14 protein-coding genes and 1 pseudogene are annotated in these 18,159 nt (G+C 40.9%); 8 read left to right on the top strand and 7 right to left on the bottom strand.

The window, feature by feature from the left end; translation table 11 throughout:
- Window positions 1-48: 48 nt before the first annotated feature.
- A complete protein-coding gene (locus tag CUU64_RS02645) occupies window positions 49-1,251 on the bottom strand; it encodes a chromate transporter (protein ID WP_374702693.1) in 1,203 nt (400 codons plus the stop codon).
- Window positions 1,252-2,331: 1,080 nt separating this feature from the next.
- Window positions 2,332-3,075, bottom strand: a complete 744-nt coding sequence (locus CUU64_RS02650; protein WP_101631728.1) for a L,D-transpeptidase family protein — start codon at window positions 3,073-3,075, stop codon at window positions 2,332-2,334.
- Window positions 3,076-3,305: 230 nt separating this feature from the next.
- Between CUU64_RS02650 and CUU64_RS02655 the strand changes: the two genes are divergently transcribed.
- Both CUU64_RS02655 and CUU64_RS02660 read left to right on the top strand, forming a co-directional pair.
- A complete protein-coding gene (locus CUU64_RS02655) occupies window positions 3,306-3,752 on the top strand; it encodes a YueI family protein (RefSeq protein WP_101631729.1) in 447 nt (148 codons plus the stop codon).
- Between the two features lie 99 nt (window positions 3,753-3,851).
- On the top strand, window positions 3,852-4,349 hold the full coding sequence (locus CUU64_RS02660; protein WP_101631730.1) for a hypothetical protein: 498 nt from the start codon (window positions 3,852-3,854) through the stop codon (window positions 4,347-4,349).
- 138 nt (window positions 4,350-4,487) lie between these two features.
- On the opposite strand, the gene CUU64_RS02665 is transcribed toward CUU64_RS02660, so the two are convergent.
- The 3 genes from CUU64_RS02665 to fdhF form a co-directional block, all read right to left on the bottom strand.
- Window positions 4,488-5,261 carry a formate/nitrite transporter family protein gene (locus CUU64_RS02665; RefSeq protein WP_101631731.1) on the bottom strand — a complete coding sequence of 258 codons (774 nt, stop codon included), beginning with the start codon at window positions 5,259-5,261 and terminating at the stop codon, window positions 4,488-4,490.
- A 132-nt stretch (window positions 5,262-5,393) separates the two neighbouring features.
- Complete coding sequence (locus CUU64_RS02670; RefSeq protein ID WP_101631732.1) at window positions 5,394-5,885, bottom strand: helical membrane plugin domain-containing protein; 492 nt, start codon at window positions 5,883-5,885, stop codon at window positions 5,394-5,396.
- 18 nt (window positions 5,886-5,903) lie between these two features.
- Entirely contained in the window at window positions 5,904-8,843 is a 2,940-nt protein-coding gene (gene fdhF / locus CUU64_RS02675; RefSeq protein ID WP_374702696.1) for a formate dehydrogenase subunit alpha, read from the bottom strand.
- 415 nt (window positions 8,844-9,258) lie between these two features.
- Between fdhF and CUU64_RS02680 the strand changes: the two genes are divergently transcribed.
- The 4 genes and pseudogenes from CUU64_RS02680 to CUU64_RS02695 all read left to right on the top strand — a co-directional run bounded on the left by CUU64_RS02680 (window position 9,259) and on the right by CUU64_RS02695 (window position 13,435).
- A complete protein-coding gene (locus tag CUU64_RS02680) occupies window positions 9,259-9,603 on the top strand; it encodes a Na-translocating system protein MpsC family protein (RefSeq protein ID WP_101631734.1) in 345 nt (114 codons plus the stop codon).
- Window positions 9,604-9,617: 14 nt separating this feature from the next.
- Window positions 9,618-10,400: pseudogene (gene fdhD / locus CUU64_RS02685) on the top strand (formate dehydrogenase accessory sulfurtransferase FdhD); the annotation flags it as partial.
- A gap of 352 nt (window positions 10,401-10,752) precedes the next feature.
- A complete protein-coding gene (locus CUU64_RS02690) occupies window positions 10,753-12,441 on the top strand; it encodes a long-chain fatty acid--CoA ligase (RefSeq protein ID WP_101631736.1) in 1,689 nt (562 codons plus the stop codon).
- Window positions 12,434-13,435 (top strand): phosphotriesterase family protein, encoded by a 1,002-nt coding sequence (locus tag CUU64_RS02695; protein WP_101631737.1) that lies wholly within the window; start codon window positions 12,434-12,436, stop codon window positions 13,433-13,435. Before CUU64_RS02690 ends, CUU64_RS02695 begins: the two co-directional genes overlap by 8 nt.
- Before the next feature lie 86 nt (window positions 13,436-13,521).
- On the opposite strand, the gene CUU64_RS02700 is transcribed toward CUU64_RS02695, so the two are convergent.
- The gene (locus CUU64_RS02700) at window positions 13,522-14,619 is read right to left on the bottom strand and encodes an AI-2E family transporter (protein ID WP_101631738.1); all 1,098 of its coding nucleotides are present in this window, start codon (window positions 14,617-14,619) and stop codon (window positions 13,522-13,524) included.
- A gap of 229 nt (window positions 14,620-14,848) precedes the next feature.
- Here CUU64_RS02700 and CUU64_RS02705 point away from each other — a divergent pair, with 229 nt between their 5' ends.
- Window positions 14,849-15,724, top strand: coding sequence for a patatin-like phospholipase family protein (locus CUU64_RS02705; RefSeq protein WP_101631739.1), 876 nt, complete (start codon window positions 14,849-14,851; stop codon window positions 15,722-15,724).
- 23 nt (window positions 15,725-15,747) lie between these two features.
- Here CUU64_RS02705 and ylbJ read toward each other — a convergent pair whose 3' ends face one another.
- The gene (ylbJ, locus tag CUU64_RS02710) at window positions 15,748-16,947 is read right to left on the bottom strand and encodes a sporulation integral membrane protein YlbJ (RefSeq protein WP_101631740.1); all 1,200 of its coding nucleotides are present in this window, start codon (window positions 16,945-16,947) and stop codon (window positions 15,748-15,750) included.
- 181 nt (window positions 16,948-17,128) lie between these two features.
- Between ylbJ and uvsE the strand changes: the two genes are divergently transcribed.
- Window positions 17,129-18,100 carry a UV DNA damage repair endonuclease UvsE gene (uvsE, locus tag CUU64_RS02715; protein WP_101631741.1) on the top strand — a complete coding sequence of 324 codons (972 nt, stop codon included), beginning with the start codon at window positions 17,129-17,131 and terminating at the stop codon, window positions 18,098-18,100.
- The last annotated feature ends 59 nt before the right edge of the window (window positions 18,101-18,159 follow it).

The following is an 18,159-nucleotide window of genomic DNA, read 5'->3' on the forward strand; positions in this document are numbered from 1 at the left end:
TTTAATTACATACACTAAAAAAATCCGGTTTCCTCCGGATTTTTTTAGTCAATTTTGTAATAATGAAAGCAGCCAGCCGCCAAATGTACCTGTGATAACTACGGCCCATGGAGGAACCTTCCAATATGCAAGCATAAAAAACATAAACGCAGAAAATGCAAAGTCTTGAGGCTTAAAAATAGAGCTAGTCCAAATCGGGTCATAGAAAGCTGCTATTAAAAGTCCTAGTACTCCTGCATTTACACCTTTTAACACACCGCCTGCATATGGATTGCGCCGAATTCGATCCCAAAATGGCAAAGTGCCAATCACGAGCAAATATGCTGGCAGAAAAATCGCAGCAGTAGCCAGCAAGCCTCCAGGCCAGCCTCCTATCACTGCACCGATATAAGAAGCAAACGTGAATAACGGGCCCGGAACGGCCTGTGCAGCGGCATATCCTGTCAGGAAGTTATTTTCACTAAGCCATCCCCCAGGTACAAATTCGGTTTCAAGTAGCGGAAGAACTACATGTCCGCCTCCAAACACGAGTGAACCAGCCCTGTAAAAGCTGTCCACCATGGCAAGCCACTGGATGTTCGTATATGTGTTTATGAGGGGAAGGCCGAATAATAAAACAAAAAAGATTGCCAAGCAGATTAGTCCTGTTTTAAAAGAAACACTAAAATTATTATTATGTACATGATTTTCACTTGCTTCATCTTTATATAAGACAAGTCCAATAGCTCCGGCCAGCAAAATCATTACCACTTGATTAAGGGGGGAAGGCCATAGCAAAATGGCAATCATAACAAATAAGGCAATCGATTTTCTTGGCACATCAGGAACCAGCGCTTTTGACATTCCTACAATGGCATGAGCTACTACCGCTACTGCAACAAGCTTTAGACCGTGAATCCAACCTGAATTTATAACCTGGTAACCATCAATCAATAAAGCAAAGGCAATTAGTGCGATTACAGAAGGAAGGGTAAATCCAATAAAGGAAGCAACCCCTCCAAGCATTCCTCCACGCAGTGTTCCTATACTGATTCCTACTTGGCTGCTGGCAGGACCAGGAAGAAACTGGCATAAAGCGACTAAATCAGAATAGGTGTTATCATCCAACCATTTCCTTCGCTTAACATATTCCTCACGAAAATACCCTAAATGCGCCACTGGCCCTCCAAAAGAGGTGAGTCCTAATTTAAAAGATACAAATAGTAGTTCTATCAGGGTTGAAAATGTACCATTCTTTTTTTTATTCATCATCTTCTCCTAAATCAAAATAAACTAGATAAAATGTAGCAGAAAAGGGGGATTCATCGCAAAAATTTACGCATGAATTTACAAATTTTTAATACATTGAACAGATTTGAGCTTGAAATAAAAAACCCCTGAAGTACCGTGTAAATACCGAGGGGGATTAAATCCGTTCTAAACATTATTTATTTGTATTTAAATCGCAATCCGTTAATTTAACGATTTTTGTTTTCCTAATAAACTTATAGTCGAGCCAAAGGATTAAGAAGAGAAGGGAGGCTGATATAAGATACGATGATGCTAGTTTTCTAACTGCACGTATTATGTCAAACCATCCTGTTTTATGACGGTTTCTATAAATATATTTCTGCTTCGTAACAATGACATGACAATTATTAAATCAAACTTTCTACCCACATAATTACCTTTTTTGTTAACGAAGTGTTTAACAGGAAACCAGAAAGGGTATATAAAACCGTATTACATAACATCAATCAGACATTAAGGAGGTTTTACCTATGAGGAATATTGATATTGATAAATTATTGGAGGCTACCGCGGGGATTGCCGATTTAGATCTTGATCTGAACATTGTAGACATCGACCAGCTATTAGAAAATACAAACGATTGGTAAAAAGCCGGGAATGAAAAGCTCCTGGCTTTTTTATTTTATTGGAATTAGTACCTGATAGTATTGGACAACCATAGAATAGTTTCTACGTAGCGGGAAATTTGTATGGACCCATAATATGGACGGAAAAAATTCAAAATCCATTTTTCAAACATAGCCAAACGACACTTCTGGACTGAAGATTGCCTGGACTTTATACGCACTGGAAAATAATTTGCAGTATTTAAAGTGAACCCCTTTATGCTCTGACTATCTTTCTAAACGAATGAACCCAAGGATAATAAACATCCCAATCCAGCCTGCCGCAAGCACAGCTTGGAGAATACCTTCCACTAAATCATCGTACAACATTCTCATCTCCAAAAAATTGTCTTTAGTTTACCCAATAGCTAGTTATGGTATTCGATGGCTAAAAACAAAAAAGTTAACCCGAAGCAAACTGGGTTAACGTTATTTTTCATATCATTCCCAATACTTTTTTTGTTGCGGGGCCTACGACACCGTCGACTTTTAATCCCTTAGCTTTTTGGAACTTACGGACTGCTGAATCGGTTCCAGACCCAAAAACCCCATCAATGCCATTTGTACTGTACCCCAGATTTGTTAAAGTTCGCTGCAGTTCTTTCACTTCAGCACCGCGGCTGCCTTTCTTTAACACTGCCGAAGAATATACAGGAATGGTAATATTTGATTTTTTAACTTTATATCCTTTGGCTGTTGCAATCGCATCAAACGTTTTTCCAGATGTCGTGATGATGACTGGAGTACCAACTTTTACCTTTGAGAAAAGCCATTGTACTTCGCTGTTATGCATCCTGACACAGCCGCTGCTTACATAACCGCCGATCGAGCTTGGATTGTTGTTGCCATGGATGGCATAAGTGGTTCCCCAAGTACCGCGTGCGTTAAGTCCCAGCCATCTGTTTCCTAATGGATTTCGAGGGCTTCCTCCAGGTATGTTTTTCTTATAATAAGGACGATTGACGATTTTGTTGACAATTTTGAAATTCCCTTCCGGCGTATAGGACGCGCTCCTTCCTGTAGCAACCCTGAAGACCTTGGTCAGCGTGCTGTTTTCATAGTAGCCTAGCTGGTTGTTACCTTTGTTGATGATGATGAATTGGCTTCCTTGTGCAAACGCAGGAGTTACCCCCATGAACATAAAACAAACCAGGAGAGCACTAAGCAAAAATTTTCTCATTTCTTCCCTTCCTTTATATCTATGTTGATTTCTAACTCTACCATCCTATGCCGCAAGACTGGCTATTGATTACAGTAATGTATAGGTGATTTTACCTGTATTGCAGTGAGCACCTAAAACCCCTTCGATAAATCATTGAAACTCTGTGAAATCTAAAGATAAAAGTGTCAGGAAGCCCGGATACATTCATTTAATAAGATGGGAAGCTAAGCTAATAGGAGGGTATAAAAATGTCAAAGAAAACGGTAGAAGAAGTGCTCCAGCAGGGGATTTATGGAGTAAAAGAAATAAAACCAGAAGAACGAAAGAAATACCTAGGTACACTTAGAGAAAGAGTAGTTGTTGTTTTAACTAAGGGACAGGTGAGGGAAAAAACAGTTTACCCCGAAATTGCAAGCCAGCTAAAACAGAATCCCAAAGCAACTTTATTATTAAATGGCGAAATGGAATACTCTGAAATCGCAAAATACATTGAATTGGCGACCAAACAAAACGTGTCTTTCAAAATCGTCGCAGAAAACGGAAATCAGACCGATTTAGGTCTTGTGTTGGCATACAATACAGCAATCGACAAAGAGATTATTACGGTGGAACAAAGGAGAAAAGAGGCAACAGGAAAAGCGAAAAAACAAAGTATCTTTTCTTGGCTTGGCAAAAAGCTAAAACCGAAAAGATAATCGCTATTAGGTAGTTTTTTTATTAGGAAAAGAAGGGAATGAGGAGAGGTAAGCTGAACTTATAAATAAATCAAACGCTGCTTACCCGGGGGGAACATTATGAATTGGAAGGTATTTTCGGCAGTTTCCACAATCTTAGTTAATGGTGTTGTTTTGCTCTCCTTGCTATTTTCAGTCTTCATTTTACATGGCTATAGCGGCCAGGACACCATAAAACATACACAAGTTATCCCAAATGGATATTTAAGTACAGTCTTTAACAGCGAACAAATTCCACAAGCAAATTACCAATGGAAAAGTGAAAGCAATCAGTTGTTGTCTGAAAATATTCCTGATGTCCAGGAGTACGCACGGAAGAATCCTGAACAAACGTTAAAGAGGGGGGCAAAAGTTCGGTTTTATATTAAGGACAAAGGACATGAACTGAATGGGAAACAAGTGCTGCTCTTCCTTAGCCAAAATGGAAAAAAGATGCAGGTGGAAAACCTGCAAGGGACATTCCATGCTCCAGATAAAGCAGGGAACTATCTATTTGAAGCAAATTTTAAGGCTGAACAGGGCACCATCCAGTATATATCTATGTTAAGAGTTAGATGAGCCAGATATTATTTTAGAAAAGATAGGACTAGTATTATAAACGTAATCATTTGTTATTTTCTAATGGCAGTGTTTTTATATATAGAAGAAACCGGCAAAATCAAACCCCCTTTCGCGAGGAAAGGGGGTTTGATTTATTTATTTATTCGGACGAAGGTATGCGAACCAGTAAATGAAAGCTACAAAAAGAGCTCCGCCTATAGCATTCCCAATGAAAACGGGAACAAAATTTCCTAGATAATCCATCCAAGTAAGGTGTCCTGCAAAAATGGCAGCAGGAATAATGAACATGTTTGCGACAACGTGCTGGAATCCAATAGCAACAAACCCCATGATAGGGAACCAAATAGCGAGGATCTTCCCGCCAGTATCCTCAGAGCCGTAAGATAACCAGACAGCCAATGCAACTAGCCAGTTACAGCCTATTGCGGATACTAGACTCTGTATAAAAGTAGGGTCAACCTTCGCTTGTGCTGTCGCCACTGTTTTATGAAGGAAAGGCTCCATTTCTGTTAACCCCACAATATGGCCAAAGAAATAAGCAATAAATATAGCACCTAAAAAGTTTGCAATCGTAATCCAGAACCAATTTATGATTACCTTGGACATCGCGACTTTTTTATTTAATGCCGCGATTGGCAGCGCCATCATGTTACCAGTAAGAAGTTCACCACCGCCAACAACTAGCAAAATCAAGCCTAAAGGGAAAACTGCTGCTCCTAAAAATTGGGTAAATGTTCCCCATTCTGCCGGCATGCCAGCGGTTACACGAATATACAAAAGATAACCTAATGAAATGTAAGTTCCACCTAAAAAGCCAAGTATCAGCATGTTAGGGAGGGATAGTGACGCTTTTTTGACACCAGCTTCGACTGCAGTTTCTGCGATCTGTTGTGGACTGCGAAATGCCATGTTGAAATCCTCCTAATATTAAGAAAAATAATGTAATAAGTTCCATGTATGTAGGTTGTTTACCATAAAACACCCCGCCTCTAAACCTAAAAGAGACGGGGGAGATGTTACTTTCACGTTACATCTACATTTTTAATGGTTATCTTCATGTTTCAATGCTTTACCCATTCCTCGTAAGAAATGGATGCCGAAACCAACGGCACGGTTGATGTCGGGATCATTCATTGCTTTCATGAAATCGCGGACACCTGTTTTTTTGTTGCTCTTTAAATGCTCATTTGCTTCATGCAAGCCAGCAATGCTGCTTTTCAACACAGTTTCAGTGGCTTTTGGGTCGGCACTCATCATCGCACCGGTAGCTCCCATCAGCACGTTTACCAAGTTCGTTACAGGTTCACGTGTCACTTGGCCAAGAGCAATTTTTGCAATCTTATCCTTCGCTTGAATCATTGCGTGTGCCGCTTCAAGCACTCCCAAATCATTCAGTTCGCCGGCTATGCCCATCATCTTGTCGAGTGCTTCCTTATTATCAGATAAAAGAGACTTTAGTTCTTCGAGCTTCTGCTGTTGAAGCTCTTCGGCAGTCGGTACTTTTTTCTCAATGATTTTTATTGGCTGTGCCATTATTTTTCCTCCTTTCGATTAGTGAGTGGTCAAATGGACGTAACCTGGACGGTTCCATTTCCGTTCAACTTCTACACCGTTTTGCGGATTGCGTTTTTTATTCCTGTGGTTAATGGAAGGTAGAGGAGTTTCTCCATCCACTCGTATAACTTCCATACGGACCATGGTTTGCTTATAAGCAGGTGTATGAGTTCGTGCATCCATCGCAGGTCCAGTTAAGAAGTTAATAGCTGAATCTTTGTCCACCGAGTTCATCGGAAGGAACAACTCATTCTTCTTAACGCGGTCTGTGACAAGAGCGTTTAATTTAACCGCACCATAAGGTGAGACAAGTCTTACTAGAGAACCGTCTTGTATGCCGCGTTCTTGTGCAAGTTCTGGTGAAACTTCCACGAAAATTTCCGGCACTTTGGACTGGATACCAGTAGACTTATTGGTCATATTTCCTTCATGGAAATGCTCAAGCATACGGCCATTATTGATATGAAGGTCGTATTCTTCAGGGAACTCAACAGGTTTAGACCAGTCAGAAAGTGCAAAGCGGGCTTTTTTATCAGGGAAGTTAAAGCCATCTACATAAAGAAGTGGAGTACTTTCCCCAGAGTGGCTGCCCCATAGGAAACTGTTCCAGCCTTCAAGATTGTCATAAGTTGCTCCTGCAAATAGAGGAGAAAGGCTTGCCATTTCCGCCATAATTTCACTTGGGTGGCTGTAGTTCCAGTTCGCTCCTAAACGGTTTGCAATCTCTTGTGTGATCCACCAGTCTTGTTTCGCATTTCCTAATTCAGGAAGAGCTTGGTACAATCTTTGAACACGGCGTTCAGTATTCGTAAATGTTCCATTTTTCTCAAGAGAAGGGACACCCGGTAGGATTACATCTGCATATTGAGCTGTTCTTGATAAGAAAATATCCTGGACAACGAAGAAATCAAGCTTCGATAAAATATCATGTACATGGTTGGCATTGGAATCCACTAATGCCATATCTTCACCAACAAGATACATGGCTCTCATCTTGCCTTCATCGATTGCATGAAGCATTTGGATGTTATCAAGGCCTGGTGTGCCATCAATAGTGACACCGTATGCTTTTTCAAACTTTGCACGTGCAACGTCGTCTGTAACATGCTGATATCCTGGAAGCCATCCTGGAAGAGTACCCTGGTCACACGCACCTTGAACATTGTTATGTCCGCGAAGTGGGTAAGCTCCAGCCCCTGGGCGACGGTAGTTTCCTGTTGCAAGAAGCAGGTTGGAAATAGCTGCGGAAGTATCAGAACCGCCAACATTTTGAGTAACACCCATACCCCAAAGTACACAAGTGCCATCTGCATCACGAATCATTTCAGCGATTTCAACGAGAGTATCTCGCTTAATGCCCGTATGTTTTTCAGCATAATCCAATGTGTATTTGTCTAGAACTTCATGGAAATCGTCGAAGAAGTTGACGTTCTCTTCAATAAATTTCTGGTCATGCCAGCCTTGGTCAATCATGTACTTTGTAACAGCCATTAACCAAACCTGGTCTGTTCCTTGCTTAGGACTGATAAAGATATCAGAACGCTCAGCCATTTCATTTTTACGTAAGTCAGCAACAATTAGTTTTTGGCCATGATATTTATGCGCACGTTTTACGCGAGTCGCTAAAACTGGATGGCCTTCCGCTGGGTTTGCACCAACAATGATTACAAGACCTGCTTGTGCGATATCCTTAATAGTTCCGGCATCGCCGCCCATACCTACAGTACGGAATAAACCATCTGTTGCAGGGGATTGACAGTAACGTGAACAGTTATCTACATTGTTTGTTTCAAAAATTTGGCGTGCCATTTTTTGAATAACATAGTTTTCTTCGTTCGTAATCTTAGAAGAAGAAATAAATCCAACTGATCCCTTGCCATATTGCTCTTTGATACCACCTAAGTTTTTAGCGACTAAATCAAGAGCCTCATCCCAGCTCGCTTCAACGAAAGCACCGTTTTTACGGATGAGAGGGGTAGTGATACGTTCCTGAGAGTTTACGAAATCCCAGCCGAATTTACCCTTAACACAGGTAGAAATAGCATTAACTGGTGCATCGTGTGAAGGCTGGATCTTAAGAACTTTACGGTCCTTAGTCCAAACTTCAAATGAACAGCCGACACCACAGAAAGTACAAACTGTTTTCGTTTTCTTCGTACGTGTATCACGCATAGCAGCTTCGACTTCAGACACAGCAAAAATTGTTGTGTAGTCAGGCTCAACCTCTTTAACTAGATCGATCATTGGAGTTAACATTTCATCATCAAGCCCAGTCATGTAGCCAGCTTCACCAAGCATTGATTTTTCCATTAACGCGTTACATGGGCAAATTGTTACACATTGGCCGCAGCCTACACATGAAGAATCATTGATAGCTACGCCGTCATCCCAGATAACACGTGGAATTTCCGCTTCCCAATCAATAGAAATAGTCTCGTTGACCTGAAGGCTTTGGCACACTTCAACACATTGTCCGCAACCAATACATTGGTTAGGATCATAACGGTAGAATGGATGTGACATATCTACTTGATCAGTTGTGACCTTAGGTCTGTATGGATACTTCTGATGTGCGATTCCCATCATTTCTGCGGTATTGTGTAATTTACAGTTACCGTTGTTGTTATCGCAAACCGTGCAGTATAATAGATGATTTTCAAGAATCCGGTCCATAGCTTCCGTACGTGCTGCTTCAGCAGGGCTTGAACCAAGATCGATGAACATGCCGTCCTCAGCAACAGTTGAGCAAGAACGAACAAGTTTCCCATCCACTTCAACAATACATGTATCACATGTTTGAATCGGATCAACTTCGGGTACGTAACAAATCTGCGGATGCTCAATATTGTTTTCATTGATAATCTGCAGAATTGTCTTTCCTTTGTCAGCAGTGTATAGCTGATTATTAATCGTAACACTTATGGTGTCTCTGGCCAGAATGTTCAGCGAGCCATCTTTTCCTATCAGGCTTATCGTATCAATAGCCATTTTTTACCCTACCTTTCAAAATAAAAAAACCACCACAAAACACAGCTCTCCTTGACAAAAGAGAGTGCGCTTCCATGGTGGAATAGTCAATTAGCAAACCTTACTAAGTTACCAATCCATTTTTATGTAATCGTCCGATAGATCCATAACAAATCAGTTATTACGGGTCCAACATTGAAACATTATAAACCTGTTTTTTTAAATACACAATATGTTCACAATTAAAAATTCACAATTTGTTTACATTTTAATATGTCTTGCTTTTTTTTTTGCAATAATTCCTTTATGATTAACAATGGAAAGAGAACAAACTTATGTCGATAAAATAGAGAGAGACGTAAATTGATTTACAGGGGATAGGAGTATGTCAAAAAAAATTCATGAGTTTAATGACATTCTCAGAAAGCTGAGAAAGGAATTGTTTGGCAAGGGACCGGAAAAAATACAGACGATATTTGTGGAAAATAAAGCGATTTCGACGCTGTACGGTAATCTTACGCCAACAGAAAAATTTATAGCAAGGACCCCGGAAGGCCGGGATATGGTGCACGCAGCCAGGACGAAGCTTATCCAAGATGTCTACAAAAGCGGTACTCCGGAAGGGATGAATGAATTGGTCGGGGCAACCCTTGTCCATTTGTTCTCTGATATAAAGGTCGAAGAGGATATCGGCATCTCTGTCTTTATTTTCGACAAGGATATTACTTGAGAAGGGATACGATCATGAAGGAACTTGAAATTAAAAGGGAAATCCTCCACTTTTCTACCACGGGCGCCGAATGGATTGAGGATTCGATCGTCACAGAGTACCCGGTAACGGTCAAAATCAACGGTGAAGAATTTGTTACAATGGTTTGTACGCCTGAATATATAGAAGATATGGTCGTTGGCTATCTGGCTTCTGAGGGAATTATTAAGAAGTTTGAAGACATCGATGATATATGGATCCAGGAAAAAGATGGCGTAGTAAATGTCAAAACCAACAAAATCAACCCGTATTATCAAAAGCTGTCAAATAAGCGCTACATTACTTCCTGCTGTGGAATGAGCAGACAAGGCTTTGTGTTCGTAAATGATGCCCTTACCGCAAAAAAGATGAAGGAAGTAAGTGTTAAAGTTACTCCCGAAGATTGCTTCCGGTTAATGAATGAATTACAGGGTTCTGCTGAGATGTTCAAAAGGACAGGCGGTGTCCATAATGCCGCATTATGCGATTTAAAAGGCACAATGCTTAGCAGAATGGATATAGGCAGACATAACGCATTGGATAAAATTTACGGATATTGCCTCCGAAACAACATCTCGATTCGTGATAAGGTGCTCGTTTTCAGCGGGCGTATTTCTTCAGAAATATTATTGAAGGTGGCAAAGATCGGCTGCGAAATCGTTATTTCTAAATCAGCACCGACCGAGCTGGCGCTTCAAGCAGCAGAGGAGCTAGGGATCACTACGATCGGTTTTGTCAGGAACCAGTCATTAAATGTGTATACCCATCACGAACGCATCGAGTTAAAACAAAGCCATGAAAAGCTGGTTTGTGAAGGTATCATCAATAAGACAAGAGAAAATGACCAAGGACAATCTTCTTGTTCAATTTAAAGTATAAATGTCAAAGGGTGTTAGAATCCCTTTGACATTTTTTATGTTATAAAAATTTGTGCAAAAGTTTAGAAACTATTCTTGGTAAAATTTTATAATTGATAGTATAATAACTATGAAACATACCGAATGGTTAGTATATTAGCTAGTCGTAATTATGTAAGCGCATTCATTACTTTTCATACTGTTAAATCTGTTCTTCGACCATTATAGTTTTTGAAGCATGAATGTTAAATAAAGATATTCAGGAGGGAAGCATATGAACAAAAACCATTTTGCCTACTGGCCAAAACGAGTCACAAAAACACTTACAGTTCCAGAAACCACCTTATTTGACAACCTTGAGGTTTCAGCAAGACGGTATCCCAAAAAAGCAGCTCTATATTACTATGGTGCTGAGTATTCGTATCAAGAGCTCCTACATGAAGTGGAAGCAATTGCAGGCTACCTACAACAGAAACTGAATGTAAAAAAGGGAGACCGGGTAGCTTTATTCATGCAAAATTCACCGCAGTTCCTGATCACGTATTATGCCATTGTACGCACAAGGGCTATTGTCGTACCCATTAATCCAATGAATACCGAAAATGAGCTTTCTTTCTACATAAAAGATTGCGAAATTCAAACTGCCATTGTTGGGCAGGAGCTTTTCGGGCACGCCCAGCCGCTCCAAAACACTACTTCCTTAAAAAATATCCTGGTTGCTGCCTATTCCGATTATTTGCCGCAGCAAGATTCACCTCAATCCATTCCTTCAGAAGTTGCCGCACCAAGAAATACATATTCAGGGGAAAACCAATATTTATGGAAAGAAGCAATCGAAGAGAAATTAGCGCCATCCCAATATACAGGCCATGCAGATGATGTGGTCGTTTTACCTTATACCTCCGGGACCACCGGACTTCCGAAAGGCTGTATCCATACAAACCGTACTGTACAGGCGAATGTCCTAAGCGCCTACTATTGGAGTGGCACTACAAGTGATTCTGTATCATTGACCACCTTGCCTCTATTTCATGTGACAGGAATGGTCCACAGCATGCATGCGCCGATTTATGCCGGTGCAGCGATGGTGATGCTTACCAGATGGGACCGGAATACCGCCGTGGAAGCTATACAAAAGTATAAATGTTCCCATTGGGTCAATATTAGTACGATGTTGATTGACTTTTTGGCGAATCCGAATCTTATAGATTATGATATTTCATCTTTATCGAGTATCTCAGGCGGCGGAGCACCTTTGCCGGAAGCAGTCGGGGAGAAGCTTTTTAAACTGACAGGTTTGAAATTCGTGGAGGGCTACGGACTATCTGAAACCATTTCCCAGACACATTTTAATCCGCCTGACCGTCCAAAAATGCAGTGTCTGGGCATTCCGGCATTTGACGTTGATGCGAAAATCATTGATCCGGCTTCCTTAGAAGAATTACCGCCTGGATCAATCGGAGAGATTATTGTCCATGGCCCGCAGGTTTTTAAAGGCTATTATAACCGTCCTGAAGAAACGGAACAGGCTTTTATTGAAAAAGGCGGAAAACGCTTCTTCCGGACTGGCGATATCGGGAAAATGGATGAAGAAGGCTATTATTTTATGGTTGACCGTGTTAAACGGATGATCAACGCCTCAGGTTATAAGGTGTGGCCAACTGAAGTGGAGTCTCTGTTATACAAGCATCCTGCCGTAGAGCAGGCATGTGTCGTTGGAGTTCCTGATGCGAAAAGAGGGGAAACGGTCAAGGCTTTCATTATCCTGAACCAAGAGTTTAAAGGAAAAGTCTCTGAAGACGAAATTATAAGCTGGGCGAAAACACAAATGGCAGCTTACAAGTATCCTAGATTCGTGGAGTTCAGGGATTCATTCCCAACTACGGCGAGCGGGAAGATCCTTTGGCGTAAGCTGCAAGAAGAAGAAAAGGAAAAAGCGGGGACGGTGGCAGGAAATGAGTAAGATGGTTGAAACGGTAACAGGTCCAATCCCAATCGAATCCTTGGGAAAAACATTAATTCATGAGCATTTTATCTTTGGCTATCCCGGCTTCCAGGGGGATGTAACATTAGGTCCTTTTATTGAGGAAGAAGCTTTGGAGGCTTCCATTAACATAGCCCGGCAAATGATGAGTTACGGCATCAGAACCGTAGTAGATCCAACTCCAAATGAGTGTGGAAGGAATCCGGCATTTTTAAAGAAGATTTCCGAGGCCACCGGACTACAGATTATTTGTGCGACCGGTTATTACTATGAAGGTGAGGGAGCACCTCCTTATTTTAAATTCAGGCAGGCGCTAGGGTCAGCCGAGGAAGAAATCTATCAAATGTTTAAAAAGGAAATTACAGACGGAATTGGTGGTACAGGGATCAAACCTGGAATCATTAAGCTTGCATCCAGCAAGGATACCATTACTGAGTATGAAAAAATGTTTTTCCGCGCTGCAGCAAGTATCCAGCAAGAAACGGGCACCGTTATCTTGACACACACACAGGAAGGGACAATGGGACCCGAACAGGTTGGGTTCCTAACAGAACAAGGAGCAGATCCTTCCCGGATCATTATCGGGCATATGTGTGGAAATACCAATCCGGAATATCACAGAAACGTGTTGGACCAAGGAGTAAGGATCGGATTTGACAGGTTTGGTATTCAGGGTTCGGTAGGGGCACCGTATGACCATGAGCGTATTGAAACACTTTTAACATTATTGGAAGCAGGATACGAAGATCAAATCCTGCTTGCTCATGACTCTGTAAACATCTGGCTTGGAAGGCCGCCGGTCATGCCTGAGCCTGTAATGAAATTGATGGAAAACTGGCATCCAGGGCATTTATTCGAAAGTATCATTCCTGAGCTACGGCAGCGAGGGGTGACAGAACAGCAGATTGATAAACTAATAGGGAAAAATGCAGCTGATCTATTCGCAGGTGAAGCTGTTAAGATACGTTCATAGTTAGTTCACTAGGGAAATAATAAAAAAGGCTGTCCAAATGTCAGTTTAACTGACTTTCAGGACAGCCCTTTTTGTTCACCTGAGTATTAGCCGGTGTTTTCATTCATTGCCTTGCGGTTGCTTCTATGGCGAAGCTGGTAAAACCGCCTGAAATTTTTGACTAGAGTTTTAATCACGGAATAGAGCGGAATGGCAATCAAGATGCCGATGAAACCGTAAATGGAGCCTGCAATAAGCAGGAGGAAGATGATTGTCAGCGGGTGAATGTCAAGCCGCTTTCCCATTACATTAGGCGTCACAAAATTTCCCTCCAGTTGTTGGACAACAAGTAAAACTGCCAATACCTTTATCGCCATTATCGGTTCTTGCTGCAAAGCGACAAAGAGAGCGGGAATGATTCCAATAAAGGGACCAAGGAAAGGAACAACCGTTAAACACATCGCAAACAGGGCCAGGATAATCGCATAATCAAGGCTAATCACTCTATAACCAATATACATTAATACTCCATCTACCATAGCAATAATGAATTGGCCTACAATGTAGGCTGATAAGGTTTTGTCAACATCCTTTAAAATCTTGTTCCCTTCACTTTCAACTTCCTCGGGAATGTATTTTAGCAAAAAAGGCCTCAGTTTATGGTCATCCTTGAGAAAATAAAAAAGAATGAATGGGACGATAATTAATACTGTTGCTATATTCGTGATTATAGAAATAATGGTTATTAAATTTCCACTGATTTTTGTTGAGAGCGATTCTAAGTATCCCGATGCTTTTTCTTCTATATTCTCGCTATTTTTGACCATACCAAAATCATTTTCTTTTATCGTATCCTCTGACTTTGAGGAAATTTCTTTTACTTTATCAGGAAACTGGCTGGACAATTTATGCATTTGTTCAGATATAGTCGGTGCGGAAACATGGATAGCAAGGTATACTAACCCGATTATTGCCGCAAAGAATAATAAGATACTTACTGTTTTTGGCATAAAGCGCGAGAGAAACTTGACAAGCGGCCGGGCGATATAGTAAAACAGTCCCGCGATCAGAACCGGAAAAAAAATCGTGCCGATTATTTTTTGAAACGGCCACAAAAAGTAATCAATCTTGCCCATTAAAAAAATAATTAAAATAACTAACAACACTGCTGTTGCATATTTAAAAAATGGTTTATGAATCCACAATGTATAACCCCCCCAAAACCCTATGCTACCTTGCCTTGTTACTACATTCCTTATTTACGATGACATTAAACGTTTTTTGCATGGATTTTTTACTATATAAAGGAAGATGATATGATTGTGACTTCCAGTACAAAACAAGCTGAATTGCTTGAACACAGTATAATCAAGCGTTACTATTAATTTGCAAACGTATAATAGGTAAAATTAACAATAAAGAGGCGATTAATGTATGAAAAGCACTGGGCTGGTTTTAGAAGGCGGCGGCATGAGGGGTGTTTTTACGGCAGGTGTGATTAGATATTTGATGGAGCAGGGGATTTATATCCCCTATGTAATCGGCGTTTCTGCCGGGGCTTGTAATGGGTCTTCGTACATTTCTAGGCAAATAGACCGCAACCGGATTACGAATATTGACTTCGTCCGGCACCCGGAATATATCTCTTTGAAACGTTTTTTTAAAAAAAGGGAGTTATTCGGCATGGATTTTATTTTTGATAAAATGCCGAATGAGCTAGCTCCTTTTGACTTTGAAACATTTAACCAGGCGCAGGAAGAATTCGTGGTGGGAACCACTGATTGCAAAAGCGGTGAGCCGGTTTATTTTGAAAAGTCTTCCTCTAGGAACGATATACTCACCATTCTCAGGGCATCAAGTTCACTTCCTCTAATGGCGCCTATCATAAATTTCCAAGGGAAATATTTAATGGATGGGGGCATTTCCGACCCGATTCCAATCCGAAAATCTGAGCGGGACGGAAATGTTAAAAATGTAGTGATTTTAACAAGAAATAAGGGATACAAAAAAACAGAGCAATCCATGAAATGGCTATTGCAACGTAAATACGGCCAATACGAAGGGCTAGTGAACGCAATATTTAACCGTCATAAAGTATATAACGACACAATCGACTATTTAGAGGATCAAGAAGCAAAAGGGAATGTGCTGATCATCCGTCCGTCAGAAAAACTGGAAGTAGGCAGGGTGGAACGCAATCCAAAAAAACTCGGTCGACTGTACCAACAAGGCTATGAAGAAGCAAAACGAAACAATGAAAACCTAATCGAATTCCTTTCGGGTCAGACTCCCGCTGCTACACTGGTGTGATGTGCGGGGGCCTGACCCCGTTTTCATATATTAGCCCCCTTATAGATTTTCCTTGCAAAAATGATGATGTAGATGCTCAGGGCTGATATTGTAATGATTGGGCCAATATTCATCATACTGAAGAGTGCTTGCTGTTCGTCTCTTCCAAACAGGAAAACGGGTAAGGCATTCGTCGCACTTGCCTGGTATACAGGTGTCCAAAGAAGGTAAGTAAAGAAACTGGATAAGAATCCATGCAGAATACGAGCAAAGAAAAAAGGTTTAAAACTAATATCAGTTGGGGCTAAAATGCTTGCTACTTGCGCTTGCACGCTGAAACCACTGAACGCGAGAATAAAACTTACTATAATAGCTTGATGCATTAGATTTGCATTCTGAAGGGCGCTTGTCATCTGGCTGCCAGTCGTAATTTCCATTAACCCGGCAATCAATGGGACAGTCAACGCATCCTCAAATCGGAAAAGTTTCAGGATATGAGTAACAAAGGAGGCCAGATATTCAGTGATATGGAGATGAATCAACAGTCTATTAATAACGGAAAACAAGATAATGAATCCGCCTACCATTAATAAGGTATTTATTGAAGAGAGAACAGCATCTCCTAATAGAGTCCCAAAAGGCCTTTTATCTTTCAATCGTGTCTGGTGGAGTACAGACAGGGCATGTTTGATGGAAAAGGAACTTCCTTTTATCTTTGTTGTTTTTTTGTCATTACCGTAAAAGCGCATGATCAAACCAATGCTGATATTCCCTAAATAATGGGACAGGGCTAGAATCGCACCAAGCTCTGGATTTTCGAAAAATACGACCGAAACCGCACCAAAGATAAAAAGGGGATTCGATGAATTCGTAAAAGAAACTAAGCGTTCCGCTTCGATTTTCGTTATCTTTTTTTCAAGTCTTAACCTTGCTGTTAACTTTGCACCTGTTGGGAACCCTGACGCCATTCCCATCGCCCAAACAAATCCACCGACTCCCGGAACCCTGAATAAAGGTTTCATTAAAGGTTCCAATATTACTCCCAAAAACCCCACTACCCCAAAGCTTATTAGGATCTCACATATAATAAAAAACGGCAGTAACGAAGGGAACACGATTTCCCACCACATCTCCAATCCCCGTCTGGAGGCGTCTACGGATTCCTGTGGAAAGGAGATTAGCGAGACTGCCAAGGTAGTTATGATCATAGCCAAGATAATTGACTTGAATTTAGAAGGAACCACTCCTTAATCCTCCTTTAAAAAGTAAATGTCCTGCAAAATCTTCGACCTTGTCCGCATATAACACAATATATTTATTAATAATTTCGTTTAGAACACTGGTTTCAAAGTCATATTTCTTAGGTAGAAATTCAATCTCAAGGGAATAATAATGCTTAACATACTTAATAGGGGAGGGTTTTCTTTGACTAGAGTCCGCCTGGGTTATGTAGCAATGAGTACTCATGTAAAAAATTGTTCTCCTTCGCAAACGATGACCTTTTCACAGTTTTCCAGGATTCGAGATCGTGATGCTGCCGTTCGAAAACTGGAAAGGATCGCAGCCTCTAATCTTGAAAACTGTCTGAGACTGCTGCGGCATAACGCGGCCCATGACATCTCTTTTTTTCGGCTGACTTCTAAAATGATTCCGCTTGCCAATCACCCTGAATTGCCGGAATGGGATTTTGTTTCTCCATTGAAAGAAGAGCTTACTAACATAAAAAAATTTTTAATTGAACATCCCGACATGAGGGTCGATTTTCACCCTGACCATTTCGTTATTCTAAATACATCAGATTCCGATACGCTGAAAACATCCGTAAAGACATTGAAAATGCACTATTCCCTGCTAAGAGGGATGGGGATCGATCCAGAACATCGATGCGTCATGCATGTAGGCGGGGGGTATAACGATCATGAAAAAGCACTGGAGCAATTTATCCATAATTGGGGGCTCGTACCCGCATCTCTTCAAAAAATGGTCATGCTTGAAAACGACGATACCACCTTTTCACTATCTGAAACCCTTTATCTATGTGAAAAACTCGGTATTCCCCTCGTTTTTGATTATCACCATTACCTGGCCCACCATTCCCAAGGCGAAAACTGGGCCGAAATTTGGGACAGGGTTAGCAGTACCTGGAATCATGCAAAACTTCCAATTAAAATGCATATTTCTAGCCCGCGTTCCGAACGGGATTTCCGCGCCCACGCTGATTATGTGTCAGCCCAAATGTTCATGGACTTTTTGGAAGAGATAAAAGGCAGCGTCTCACAAATAGACTGTATGATTGAAGCGAAACAAAAGGATGATGCCCTATTTACGTTGATGGAAGATTTAAAGCAGTTTTCTAATATCGAAATCACTGACGGAGCAAGTTTTTATATTCATTGAATAGTGCAGGGGAGTTCATATTTATAGCCGTCCAGGGAAAACTTTTTATTAAAATTAAT

This window comes from Bacillus sp. V5-8f (assembly GCF_002863565.1).
Taxonomy (GTDB): domain Bacteria; phylum Bacillota; class Bacilli; order Bacillales; family DSM-1321; genus Peribacillus.